Source organism: Kribbella sp. NPDC043289 (genome assembly GCF_056436705.1).
This window is the reverse complement of record NZ_JBWKCB010000001.1, coordinates 1162984-1174382: the sequence shown is the minus strand read 5'-3', so window position 1 is coordinate 1174382 and position 11399 is coordinate 1162984. Positions and strand designations below refer to the sequence as shown.

General features: G+C 69.1%; 14 protein-coding genes, 1 tRNA gene and 1 riboswitch. Of the genes, 2 read left to right on the top strand and 13 right to left on the bottom strand.

Going from position 1 to position 11399, the window contains the following annotated elements:
• Positions 1-32 precede the first annotated feature (32 nt).
• From AC0662_RS05525 to dop, 13 genes are all read right to left on the bottom strand, one after another.
• Positions 33-107: transfer RNA gene (locus AC0662_RS05525), tRNA-Pro, on the bottom strand.
• 71 nt (positions 108-178) lie between these two features.
• The gene (der, locus tag AC0662_RS05520) at positions 179-1546 is read right to left on the bottom strand and encodes a ribosome biogenesis GTPase Der (RefSeq protein WP_478298742.1); all 1368 of its coding nucleotides are present in this window, start codon (positions 1544-1546) and stop codon (positions 179-181) included.
• Positions 1539-2279 (bottom strand): lysophospholipid acyltransferase family protein, encoded by a 741-nt coding sequence (locus tag AC0662_RS05515; RefSeq protein ID WP_452198562.1) that lies wholly within the window; start codon positions 2277-2279, stop codon positions 1539-1541. The genes der and AC0662_RS05515 overlap by 8 nt, the downstream gene beginning before the upstream one ends.
• Positions 2276-2962: a (d)CMP kinase gene (cmk, locus tag AC0662_RS05510; RefSeq protein ID WP_478298740.1), complete on the bottom strand. Its 687-nt coding sequence runs from the start codon at positions 2960-2962 to the stop codon at positions 2276-2278. Before cmk ends, AC0662_RS05515 begins: the two co-directional genes overlap by 4 nt.
• 32 nt (positions 2963-2994) lie before the next feature.
• Positions 2995-4068 (bottom strand): prephenate dehydrogenase, encoded by a 1074-nt coding sequence (locus tag AC0662_RS05505; protein ID WP_452198558.1) that lies wholly within the window; start codon positions 4066-4068, stop codon positions 2995-2997.
• Entirely contained in the window at positions 4065-4433 is a 369-nt protein-coding gene (gene aroH / locus AC0662_RS05500; RefSeq protein ID WP_184832232.1) for a chorismate mutase, read from the bottom strand. The genes AC0662_RS05505 and aroH overlap by 4 nt, the downstream gene beginning before the upstream one ends.
• Before the next feature lie 31 nt (positions 4434-4464).
• Entirely contained in the window at positions 4465-5325 is an 861-nt protein-coding gene (locus tag AC0662_RS05495; protein ID WP_478298738.1) for a bifunctional 5,10-methylenetetrahydrofolate dehydrogenase/5,10-methenyltetrahydrofolate cyclohydrolase, read from the bottom strand.
• A gap of 27 nt (positions 5326-5352) precedes the next feature.
• A riboswitch (ZMP/ZTP riboswitch) is annotated at positions 5353-5437 on the bottom strand.
• Positions 5438-5460: 23 nt separating this feature from the next.
• On the bottom strand, positions 5461-5883 hold the full coding sequence (locus AC0662_RS05490; RefSeq protein ID WP_478298736.1) for a nitroreductase family deazaflavin-dependent oxidoreductase: 423 nt from the start codon (positions 5881-5883) through the stop codon (positions 5461-5463).
• A gap of 13 nt (positions 5884-5896) precedes the next feature.
• Positions 5897-6505, bottom strand: a complete 609-nt coding sequence (locus tag AC0662_RS05485) for an NUDIX hydrolase (RefSeq protein ID WP_478298734.1) — start codon at positions 6503-6505, stop codon at positions 5897-5899.
• Complete coding sequence (gene prcA, locus AC0662_RS05480; RefSeq protein ID WP_452198550.1) at positions 6502-7362, bottom strand: proteasome subunit alpha; 861 nt, start codon at positions 7360-7362, stop codon at positions 6502-6504. The genes AC0662_RS05485 and prcA overlap by 4 nt, the downstream gene beginning before the upstream one ends.
• A gap of 39 nt (positions 7363-7401) precedes the next feature.
• The gene (gene prcB / locus AC0662_RS05475) at positions 7402-8244 is read right to left on the bottom strand and encodes a proteasome subunit beta (protein ID WP_452198548.1); all 843 of its coding nucleotides are present in this window, start codon (positions 8242-8244) and stop codon (positions 7402-7404) included.
• Positions 8245-8252: 8 nt separating this feature from the next.
• Complete coding sequence (locus tag AC0662_RS05470; RefSeq protein ID WP_387779528.1) at positions 8253-8462, bottom strand: ubiquitin-like protein Pup; 210 nt, start codon at positions 8460-8462, stop codon at positions 8253-8255.
• Between the two features lie 55 nt (positions 8463-8517).
• Positions 8518-10038 carry a depupylase/deamidase Dop gene (gene dop, locus AC0662_RS05465; protein WP_478298732.1) on the bottom strand — a complete coding sequence of 507 codons (1521 nt, stop codon included), beginning with the start codon at positions 10036-10038 and terminating at the stop codon, positions 8518-8520.
• A gap of 73 nt (positions 10039-10111) precedes the next feature.
• Between dop and AC0662_RS05460 the strand changes: the two genes are divergently transcribed.
• Both AC0662_RS05460 and AC0662_RS05455 read left to right on the top strand, forming a co-directional pair.
• On the top strand, positions 10112-10612 hold the full coding sequence (locus AC0662_RS05460; protein ID WP_478298730.1) for an NUDIX hydrolase: 501 nt from the start codon (positions 10112-10114) through the stop codon (positions 10610-10612).
• Positions 10609-11349, top strand: coding sequence for a phosphotransferase (locus tag AC0662_RS05455; RefSeq protein ID WP_478298728.1), 741 nt, complete (start codon positions 10609-10611; stop codon positions 11347-11349). Before AC0662_RS05460 ends, AC0662_RS05455 begins: the two co-directional genes overlap by 4 nt.
• Positions 11350-11399 lie beyond the last annotated feature (50 nt).

Sequence of the window (11399 nt, the reverse complement as noted above, 5' to 3'; positions counted from 1 at the left end):
AGCACCGACAGAATCGGTGCCCCTCATGGCGGTCGGGCTGCCGAGATTTGAACTCGGGATCTCGTGTCCCCCAGACACGCGCCCTAACCAAACTAGGCCACAGCCCGCCAGCTCGCTCCGAAGAACGAACCGGGGTAAACCATACCCCATCTGGAGAGCTGCTCTGACCAGGGTCCCGTCAGCGTTTCTTGTTCTTTTGGCGGGCTCGGATTGAGACGTGGACGGGGCTGCCGACGAAGCCGAAGTCCTCGCGGAGGCGGCGCTCGATGAAGCGCTGGTACGACGGCTCGATCTGGCCGGAGGTGAAGATCGCGAAGGTCGGCGGCATCGTGGTGGCCTGGGTGCCGAACAGGATCTTCGGCTGCTTGCCGGAGCGCACCGGGTGCGGGTGCGCGGCGACGAGGCGGCCGAGGAACGCGTTCAGCTGTCCGGTCGGGACGCGGGTCTGCCAGCCCTCAAGCGCCGCCTCGATGCCCGGCACCAGCTTCTCCATGTGCCAGCCGGTGAGCGCGCTGATGTTCACCCGCGGTGCCCAGCGGAACTGCACCAGGTCGCGGTCGATCTCCCGCTCCAGGTAGTAGCGCCGCTCGTCGTCCATCAGGTCCCACTTGTTGTACGCGATCACCAGCGCCTTGCCGGCTTCCTCGACCGCGTTCATGATCCGCAGGTCCTGCTCGGTGATCGACTGCGAGGAGTCGATGACGACGACCACGACCTCGGCGCGCTCGATCGCGGCGTTGGTCCGGAGCGAGGCGTAATACTCGTGGCCCTGGGAGTTCTTCACCTTGCGGCGGATGCCGGCGGTGTCGATGAAGCGCCACTCATGGCCGCCGAGCGTGATCAGCTCGTCGACCGGGTCGACCGTGGTGCCGGCGACGTCGCTGACGACGACCCGGTCCTCCTTGGCCACCTTGTTCAAAAGCGAGGACTTCCCGACGTTCGGCTTGCCGACGATCGCGACCCGGCGCGGTCCGCCGATCTCACCGTCGCGCTCGGCCGGGGCCTCCGGCAACGCCTCGAGGACGGCGTCCAGCATGTCGCCGGTGCCGCGGCCGTGCATCGCGGAGACCGGGAACGGTTCGCCGATCCCGAGACTCCACAGGTTCATCGCTTCGGACTCGATGCGCTGGTCGTCAACCTTGTTCGCCGCGAGCACCACCGGCTTGCCCGACTTCCGCAGTACCCGGACGACGGCCTCGTCGGCGTCGGTGATACCGACCACGGCGTCGACCACGAACAGCACCGCGTCGGCGGCGTTGATCGCGACCTCGGCCTGGGCGGCGACCAGCGCGGCCATCCCGACCGCGTCCGGGTCCCAGCCGCCGGTGTCGACGACGGTGAACTCACGGCCGGCCCAGTTCGCGTCGTAGGAGACGCGGTCCCGGGTGACGCCCGGGGTGTCCTCGACGACCGCCTCACGGCGGCCGATGATCCGGTTGACCAGCGTGGACTTCCCCACGTTCGGCCGGCCGACGATCGCGAGCACGGGCAACGGCCCGGAGTCCTCGCGGTCGTGCGTCGGTAGTTCGATGGGCAGGTCAGTCATCAGGGTCCCTCTGGTCTCGCCAGCCCGGAAGCGGGTGGCCGGTAGATTCCACGGCCGCCCTCACATGGGCGCGCAGAACGTCGCCAATGTGGTCGGCGACCGCTTGTACGTCGGAATGTCTCCTGGGAAAGGGTACGCGGTCGACGGCGAAAGCCTCGCCGTACACCACGTCGATCCGGCTCCCGGACGGTGGATGGCCCTCCACACCGGCGCCCGGCAACCGTGTTCCCATCAGCGCCACCGGCAGGATCGGCGCGCCGGTGACCATCGCCAGGTACGCGATCCCGACCTTGATCCGGCTGAAGTCCCCCGGTCCGCGGGTGCCTTCCGGGTAGATGTTCAGCACCCGCCCGTCGCGGAGCACCTGCAGCGAGCGCCGGACCGCGAGCATGTCGTACGACGACCGGTCGACCGGGATCTGACCGACCCGGCGCAGGAACGTGCCCTGGAATCCCCCGAACACCTCGATCTTGCCGAGCTGGTGCAGCATCCGCGGCGCGACCGCGCCGAGCAGCGGGGCGTCCAGCAGACTCAGGTGGTTCGGCGCCATCAGCAGCGGGCCGGTGAGCGGGAACCGCTCCTCGTGGTGGACGGTCAGGTCGTACTTGCGCAGGAAGTACACCTTGGCCAGCTTCCGCAGCGACAGCGCCAGCCGGTACGGCTGCGGGGACAGATCGTCCGTCCGGGGAAGATCCTTGTGCAGATCCTTGTCTCGGCCGATCTCGGCCGTCATGACTCCCGGCCCCGCGGAACTGTCTCGGCCTCCTTAGCCAGTCGGCTGATCACGTCGACGACCTCTTCCAGGGTCATGTACGTCGAGTCGATGGTGACCGCGCCGTCGGAGGCGATCTGGAACTCGGACACCGTCGAATCGTCGGCGTCGCGCCGGACGATCTGGTCGCGGAGCTCCTCCGCGGTCACGGAGCCGGCCGCCAACTCGGCGCCGCGGCGGGCCATCCGGGCCTCCTGGTCGGCGGTCAGCAGCACCTTCAGCTCGGCGTCGGTCGCGACCACCGTGGCGATGTCGCGGCCCTCGACGACGATCCCGCCGCTCGGCTGCGCGTCGTCGATGATCGCCCGCTGCCGCTGGATCAGCTCCTTGCGGACGTCCAGGTTGGTGGCGATCTTCGAGACCACCTCGCTGATCCGGGGCTCCCGGATCGCGGCCGTGACGTCAATTCCGTCGGCGATCACGAACTGGTGACCCGGGTCGGTGCTGATCTCCAGCCGCAGCTCCCGGGCGCGCCGCGCGACCGCTGCCGTGTCGTCCAGATCCAGCCCGCGCTCGACGGCAGACCACGTCACCGCACGGTACGTCGCTCCGGTGTCCAGGAACCGGAGTCCGAGACGGGTGGCTACTCCGCGGGCGGTGCTCGATTTACCGGAGCCGCTCGGCCCGTCAACAGCGATGATCATGCCCCGAAGATTACCGTCGCGAGGGGACAAACTTAGCGGTGGACCACCCAGCCACGCTCGGTGAGGACGTCGACGAGCTGGTCCACGGAGGCGGGCTTGACCGCCAGTTCGACCTCACCGACGGGACGGCCCGGGCTGTGGTCGATCCGCAGGTCCTCGACGTTGGCGCCGGACTCGGCCGCGTCCGCGAACAGCCGGGCCAGCTGGCCGGGGCGGTCGGGGATCGTGACCAGGACGGTCACCAGGTCGATGTGCGGCGTACCGTGCTTGCCCGGGACGCGGACCGCGCCGGACACGCCCTGGCCGAGGATGGCGGTCAGTTCGTCGCCCGCCTCTTCCTTGCCGAGAGCAACGAGAAGCCGGTCGAGCTCGCCGCGGATCTGTTCCAGCAGGCCGCTGAGCGCGGTCGAGTTCGCGGACACGATCTGGGTCCACAGCGCCGGGTCGCCGGCCGCGATCCGGGTGACGTCGCGGACGCCCTGGCCGGACAGCTCCAGGTGCGACGACGGCGCGTTCGCGAGGGTGCCGGCGGCGAGTGCGGACATCAGGTGCGGCAGATGCGACACCCGGGCGACACCGAGGTCGTGGTCCTCGACGGACATCTCGACGGTCCGGGCGCCGGCTGCTTCGGCCAGTCGCCGGACGAGGTCGACCGCTTCGGGGTCGCTGGTGTCGTGCGGCGTGATCGCCCAGGTCGCGCCGTCGAACAGGTCAGCACGTCCGGCCAGCGGACCGTTCCGTTCGGAGCCGGCCATCGGGTGACTGCCGACGTACCGGCTGAGGTCGCCGGTCAGGCGGCGAGCGTCGGCGAGCGGCTTGGACTTCACGCTGGCCGCATCGGTGACGACCGCGCCCGACCGTTCGGTCTGCACGAGCTGCTCGGCGATCACCGCACCGACGTGATCCGGCGGCACGGCGACCACGACCAGCTGCGGCTCGATGTCGACCCGTCGCGAGCCGGCCCCGATCCGCTCGGCCATCAGCGCGTTGTCCGCGTTCCCGTCGACGAGCTCCACGACCACCCCGAGCCGCGCGAGCGCGAGACCGATCGACGTACCGATCAGCCCGGTGCCGACGACGCGGACCGGGCCGCGGAGCTCACTCACTGGGCGCCGGTCAGGTCTGGACGGAGAGCGACCGCGCCGTGGAGGTAGACGTGCTGGATCTTGTCTCGCGACCGCGGGGTCTCGGTGTGCAGCATCAGCCGGACCACCCGCGGTAGCGCGTGCGGGACCGGGATCTCCTGCATGCACATCAGCGGTACGTCGGTCAGCCCGATCTGCCGCCCCGCGACGGCGGGAAACTCCGACCGCAGGTCCGACGTGACGGTGAACAGGATGCTGATCAGATCCTCGTTCTCCAGATCGTTCGCCTCCAGGACCGCCTTCACCAGCTCCGCGGACCGCTCGAGCAGATGCTCACGCTCGTCCACGTCCAGTTGGGTGGCACCCCGGATCGCCCGTACCGCCACGTCTCGCCTCCTTGGTCGTCTGCCCCAAACCTTAGGCCAATGTAGTCAAAGCGCGGACAGCCGTCTCAGCGGCGTCGACCGTCTGCTCCAGCAGCAGCGCGATCGTCATCGGTCCGACACCGCCTGGAACCGGTGTGATCAGCCGGGCCACCTGCGCCGCTACCTCGAAATGCACGTCGCCGACATTGCCCTCGTTGTAGCCGGCGTCGACCACGACGGCGCCCGGCTTCAGCCAGTCACCACGGACGAAGTTCGGCTTCCCGACCGCGGCGATCAGCACATCGGCGGTCCGCACCAGTTCCGGCAGGTCGCGGGTCCGGGAGTGCGCGTAGGTCACCGTGGCGTTCGATGCCAGCAGCAACATCCCGGCCGGCTTCCCGAGGATCGGGCTGCGACCGATCACCACCGCATGCGCCCCTTCGAGCGGTACGTCGTACGCCTCGAGCAACCGCATGATCCCGCCGGGGGTCGCGGACCGGAATCCCGGGTCGCCGAACGCCATCGCGGCGAACGACCGCATCGTCACGCCGTCGACGTCCTTGCCCGGATCGATCGCCTCGAACGCGGCCCGCTCGTCGATCTGCGCGGGCACCGGGTGCTGCAGCAGGATCCCGTGCACCGCCGTGTCCGCGGAGAGCTTCGCGATCTCGGCGACCAGCTCGTCGGTGGTGGTCTCGGCCGGCAGCACGATGCTCCGGGACGCGATCCCTGCCTTCTTCGACCGGTTCTGCTTCATCCGCACGTACGTCGCCGACGCGGGATCGTCTCCCACCAGGACGGTCGCGAGACACGGCTGCACACCGGTCCGCTCCTGCAACGCGTGGGCCCGCTCGGCCGCCTTGGCCACCATCTCGGCCGCCAGGTCGGTCCCGATCATCAGGTCAGCAGTCATCTGTGCGCACTCCTCTGGGCGTCAGTTCACAAGTGCCCAGGCGCGCGGCGAAGCCGGATGGCAGACCGTTCCCCGGTGGTCGTCCACCTCAGCGCCAGTCGCGGTCCGCCCTCAGGATACCGACCCGGTCGGCCGTCACGCCGCGCGGCTGAGCTCCAGCACCGGAATGGTGCGGACACCAGCGGTACGCCGCTCGTAGTCGGCGAAGCCCGGGTAGCGGCGCGCCTGCTCGGCGTAGATGCGGTCGCGCTCCTCGCCGGTCACTTCACTGACCTTCACGTCGAACGTCTCGGTCCCGATCTCGACGGTGCCGTCGCCGGCGGCGATCAGGTTGCGGTACCAGTCCGGGTTCGTGGGGGCTCCGCCCTTGCTCGCGAACACGTAGACGACGTTCGGGTCGGTCTCGTTCTGCAGGTACATCGTCGGGGCGATGTACTCCTCGCCGCTCTTGCGGCCACGGTGGTGCAGCAGGACCATCGGGGCGCCCTCGAACGGCCCGCCGACCCTGCCTTCGTTCTCCCGGAACTCCGCGATGACGTTCGCGTTCCAGTCGCTCATATCAAGGTCCCTTTCAGAGAAGTCCTGCGTGGTCCAACGCGAGATAGGCGGCATCGATTCCGGTCATGGCACCGGGCATCCGCAATTCGGCACGGAACGCGTCCACGGACAGCTCGACCGGCACGCAGTCCTCCGCTTCGTCCAGCTGCTGCTTCCCGTCGGGACGGCAACCGCGCGCGATCGCGACGTACTTGCGGAACGTCGACGACGCACCGGACCACTGCCAGCCGACCACGTCGAGCGTCTCGCAGGTGTACCCGGTCTCCTCCTCGAGCTCTCGGGCACCGGCGACGGCCACTTCCTCCCCGGGCTCCACCAGGCCACCGGGCAGGTTGGTGACGACGCTGTCCGGGCCGGCGCGGAACATCCGGATCGTGACGATCCGCCCGTCCGGCGTCAGCGGCAGCACGGTCACCCCGGACGCCACCCCGGCCTCCGGACCGAGCACGTCCCACTCGACCTCGCGACCGTCCGGCATCCGGTACGTGCGCAGGCGCACGCTCAGGAAGCGCTGGAAGCCCTTCTCTTCCCCCAGCAACTCCCACGGCGCCGGGTCGGCGGGCCGAGACAACTCAGCCGCCACGGTGTCCGTGACGGCTGAGTTCTCGTGCTGATCCGTCACAGCGGACGGTCGTCGTCGGAGTTGTCCGGCGGAGCCACCGGTACGTCGTCCGACGGCGGCGCGACCGGGGTGTCGTCCCCCTCAGCCGACGTGGTGTCCTCGGCCTTGGCGGACTCGCCGTCCTCCGAGTCCGTGGAGCCGGCCGCGTCCTCAGCCGGCCGGGACTCGGACAGAATCCGCTCGAGGGTCTCCTCGGTCATTCGCTTGAACTTCCGCACCTGGGACCTGCTCCGGTCCAGGACGGCGACCTCGAGCTGGTCCGGGGTCAGCGCCCGGACCTCGGTGCCGTCGTGGCCGAGCGCGTCCACCGCGAGCCGGAGCGCGCCGGCCAGCGAGATGCCGTCGGTGTAGTGCTCGCCGATGTACTCCGCGACCTGGTCGGCCGGACCACCCATCACGGCGTACCCGCGGACGTCCGCGATCGAGCCGTCGTAGGTGAGCCGGTAGATCTGGTCCTCGGCCGTCGAGGAGCCGACCTCGGCGACCAGGATCTCGACCTCGAGCGGCTTCTCACCGCCAGAGGAGAAGATCGCGCCGAGGGTCTGCGCGTACGCGTTGGCCAGCGCCCGGCCGGTGACGTCCCGCCGGTCGTAGGAGTACCCACGCATGTCGGCCAGCCGCACGCCGGCGATCCGCAGGTTCTCGAACTCGTTGTACCGGCCGACGGCCGCGAAGGCCATCCGGTCGTAGATCTCGGCCACCTTGTGCAGGGCGGGCGAGCGGTTCTCCGCGACGAACAGGATGCCGTCGGCATATTGCAGCGCGATCGCGCTGCGGCCCTTGGCGATGCCTTTCCGGGCGAAATCCGCCCGGTCCCGCATCAGCTGCTCGGGCGAGACGTAGAAGGGAACGCTCATCGAATCCTCTGTCAGTTCGGTCGGGGGGACAAGACAGCGTCAGGTCAGGGACGCCGCGGCCGGACCGTCTGGCCGCAGGTGCCGCTGGCTCCAGGCCGCGTCGACGAGCCCCGCGACCTCGTCCTCCGGCAGTCGCCGGTAGCCGTCCGCGGTGACCACGCCGACCACCGGGAAGATCCGCCGGAGCATGTCCGGGCCACCGGTCGCCGAGTCGTCGTCGGCCGCGTCGATCAGGGACTGGATCGTCACCGTCACGCAGTCGATCTCGGACAGGTCCTCGCGGTACAGCTTCTTCAGCGCGCCGCGGGCGAACAGCGAACCCGAGCCGACACTGTGGAAGTGGTGCTCCTCGTAGCGACCGCCGGTGGCGTCGTACGAGAAGATCCGCCCGCCCTTCAGGTCGGCGTCGTAGCCCGCGAACAGCGGCACCACGGCCAGACCCTGCATCGCCATCGCCAGGTTGCCCCGGATCAGCGCGCTCAGCCGGTTGGACTTGCCGTCGAGGCTCAGGGTGGCGCCCTCGAGCTTCTCGTAGTGCTCCAGTTCGACCTGGAACAGCCGGACCATCTCGATCCCGAAACCGGCCGAGCCGGCGAAGGCGACCGCCGAGTACTCGTCGGCCGGGAACACCTTCTCGATGTCACGCTGGGCGATGATGTTGCCCATCGTGGCCCGCCGGTCGCCGGCCATCACCACGCCACCCGGGAAGGTCGCGGCGACGATCGTCGTCCCGTGCGGGACCTGACTGGACAGGTCACCCGCCCCCGGGGACCGCCGTCCGGGCAACAGGTCGGGCGCGTGCCCGGCCAGGAAGTCCATGAACGACGAGCCCCCTGGGGTCAGGAAGGCTTCCGGCAACCGGCCGGAGGCATCGAATGTCATCGAGCGGTTCACTCCCCACCCTTTTGAACGAATCCGCGAACGAACTCCTCGGCGTTCTCCTCGAGGACCTCGTCGATCTCGTCCAGGATCGAGTCCACGTCCTCGTCGAGCCGTTCCTTGCGCTCGGCGACGTCTTCGGACGTCTCGACCTGCTCGACCTCTTCCTCGGTCGAGGAACGCTTCGGCTGCTTGTGCTGCTGACCGCCGTCCTTCGCCATGGCCACCTCCTAGAACCGCTGGGAAGGCCGCCCAAATCGGCCTTCACTAGCGACCCTACCCGGCGCCGCCCCCAGTAATGGTGCGAACCAGGTCACTCGCGGTGTCGCATTGGTCAAGAAGTGCCCCGACGTGCGCTTTCGTGCCCCGCAGCGGGTCCAGCGTCGGGATCCGCTGGAGCGATTCCTTCCCGGGCAGATCGAAGATCACCGAGTCCCAGGAGGCGGCCGCGACCTGCGGCGCGTACTGCTGCATGCAGCGGCCGCGGAAGTAGGCCCGGGTGTCGGTCGGCGGGTGCGCGACGGCCATCCGGATCTCCTCGTCGGTGACGACGCGCTGCATCCGGCCGGACTTCACCAACTTGTAATACAGGCCCTTGTCCGGGCGCAGGTCGGCGTACTGCAGGTCGACGAGGTGCAGCTTCGGGTCGTCCCACTCCAGGCCGTCGCGGTCCCGGTAGGACTGCAGCAGTTTGTACTTCGCGACCCAGTCCAGCTGGTCCGACAACTTCATCGGGTCGGTGGCGAGCTGGTCGAGGATCTGCTCCCATCGGTGCAGCACGTCCTTCGTCTGCCGGTCCGCGTCGTCGCCGTACCTGTCCTCGACGTACTTGCGGGCCTGCTCCAGGTACTCCGTCTGCAATTGGACGGCCGTGAGCTTGCGGCCGTCCTTGAGGGTCAGCAGATGCGTGCAGGACGGGTCGTGGCTGACCTCGTGCAGCGCGGTCACCGGGCGGTCCACACCGAGGTCGTCGGTCAGCCAGCCGTCCTCGATCATCGCCAGCACCAGCGACGTCGTCCCGACCTTCAGGTACGACGAGATCTCGGACAGGTTGGCGTCGCCGATGATCACGTGCAGCCGGCGGTAGCGGTCCGGATTCGCGTGCGGCTCGTCGCGGGTGTTGATGATCGGGCGTTTCAGCGTCGTCTCCAGGCCGACCTCGACCTCGAAGTAGTCCGCCCGCTGGCTGACCTGAAACCCGTGCGTGGCACCGTCCTGGCCGATCCCGACGCGGCCGGCGCCGGTGACCACCTGACGGCTCACGAAGAACGGCGTCAGGTGCCGCACGATCGACGCGAACGGCGTCGACCGGCGCATCAGGTAGTTCTCGTGCGAGCCGTACGACGCGCCCTTGTTGTCGGTGTTGTTCTTGTAGAGGTTCAGCTGCGGAGCCCCGGGGATCAGCCGGGCCTGGCGCGCGCCCTCCATGATCACCAGCTCGCCGGCCTTGTCCCACACCACCGCGTCGCGCGGGTTGGTGGTCTCGGGCGCGGAGTACTCCGGGTGGGCGTGGTCGACGTACAGCCGGGCGCCGTTGGTGAGGATCACGTTCGCCAGGCCGGTCTCCTCGTCGGTGAGCTGGCTGGAGTCCGCCACCTCCCGGCTCAGGTCGAAGCCGCGCGCGTCCCGCAACGGGTGCTCCTCGTCGAAGTCCCATCGGGTCTTGCGCGCGAGCGGCTGCGTCTGCGCGTAGCCGTTCACCACCTGGCTCGAGGTCAGCATCGGGTTCGCCCCGGGCTGGCCCGGCACCGAGATGCCGAACTCGGTCTCGGTACCCATGATCCGCCGAACACTCATGGAGTTGAGCCTACGCGGTACCGACGACCAAAGGGGTTGCTGTGTCCACAGGGTTACCTGTGAAAATGCTCCGGTGGACGAACTCGTGGCGATTCTTGACGACGACAACCGGGTCACCGGGACGGCACCACGATCCGTGATGCGGCGTGACAACCTGCGGCACGCGGCCACCGGCGTCCTCGTCCGGAACCCGGCCGGCGACATCTACGTGCACCGCCGGACGCCGACCAAGGACGTGTACCCGGGCCGGTACGACTTCGCCGCCGGTGGGGTCGTGGCGGCCGGCGAGGAGCCCTTCCACGCCGTCGTACGGGAGCTGGACGAGGAGCTCGGGATCTCCGGGGTGGAGCTGATCCGGTTGCCCGAGGGTGACTACGCCGACGACAACACGACGTACCACGCCTACCTGTACGCCTGCGTCTGGGACGGCGCGATCAAGCACCAGCCCGAGGAAGTCGCGTGGGGCGCGTGGCTCTCCCCCGCCGAGCTCGTCGCCAAGCTCGATGGCTCGGAGTGGTCGTTCATGCCCGATGCTGTCGCACTGCTCGGCCCGTACGTCCGCAGCCTGCTGTGATCCTTGTCGAGGGCTGGGACAGCCGTGCGTGGATCGATGGCCCCTGGATCCACCGGTCGCCGCGGCGGCCGGAAGTGCGCCCCCGGCTGCTCGCCGAGACCACGCTCCTTCCCTGGCTCGCCCCGCAGTTGCCACTGCCCGTCCCGCTGCCCGAGCTGACGGAGGACGGCGTACGGCATCTGCTGTTGCCCGGCGAACCGCTCTCTGCGGACAGCCTGGAAATTGGGCGGAAACTGGGCGCGTTCCTCAAGGCCTTGCACGCTGTTGACCCGTCAGAAGCCGTTGCGTACGGCGCACTCGACGCCGAGACCGCGACGGCTGCCAAGACGCTCGAATTGGTCGAATTCCGGACGCGGATCGTGCCTTTACTCCCGTCCGAGGTCCGCACCACGGCGAGTGAGCTGCTCGACCGTGTCGCCCGGGTGCGGACGTCCCTGGTCCACTGCGACTTCGGTCCGGACCACATCCTGACGACCGACGGCCGGGTCACCGGGATCATCGACTGGACCGACGCGGTCATCGGAGACCCGGCCCTGGACCTCTGCTGGCCCCTCAACGGCGCCCCGGAAGCCGTCGCCGCCGGCGTCCGTGAGGTCTACCAGCCAACACGCGAGTTGATCGAGCGTTCGAAGGACTGGGCGCGGCTCTCCCCCTGGTACGGCGTCCACCGCGGTCTGCTGCTCGACCTGCCCGGCGACGTCGAGACGGGACTGCCGCAGATCATCGCCGCGCTCTGATGCAACCAGTTGGCCGGCGACCGGTCATTAGCTGCTGTGAAGATCATCCT

Bases quoted from the DNA above. Each gene is read 5' to 3' on its own strand.
- der (WP_478298742.1), bottom strand. From the start codon at position 1,546: ATGACTGACCTGCCCATCGAACTACCGACGCACGACCGCGAGGACTCC.
- AC0662_RS05515 (WP_452198562.1), bottom strand. From the start codon at position 2,279: ATGACGGCCGAGATCGGCCGAGACAAGGATCTGCACAAGGATCTTCCC.
- cmk (WP_478298740.1), bottom strand. From the start codon at position 2,962: ATGATCATCGCTGTTGACGGGCCGAGCGGCTCCGGTAAATCGAGCACC.
- AC0662_RS05495 (WP_478298738.1), bottom strand. From the start codon at position 5,325: ATGACTGCTGACCTGATGATCGGGACCGACCTGGCGGCCGAGATGGTG.
- AC0662_RS05490 (WP_478298736.1), bottom strand. From the start codon at position 5,883: ATGAGCGACTGGAACGCGAACGTCATCGCGGAGTTCCGGGAGAACGAA.
- prcA (WP_452198550.1), bottom strand. From the start codon at position 7,362: ATGAGCGTTCCCTTCTACGTCTCGCCCGAGCAGCTGATGCGGGACCGG.
- prcB (WP_452198548.1), bottom strand. From the start codon at position 8,244: ATGACATTCGATGCCTCCGGCCGGTTGCCGGAAGCCTTCCTGACCCCA.
- AC0662_RS05470 (WP_387779528.1), bottom strand. From the start codon at position 8,462: ATGGCGAAGGACGGCGGTCAGCAGCACAAGCAGCCGAAGCGTTCCTCG.
- dop (WP_478298732.1), bottom strand. From the start codon at position 10,038: ATGAGTGTTCGGCGGATCATGGGTACCGAGACCGAGTTCGGCATCTCG.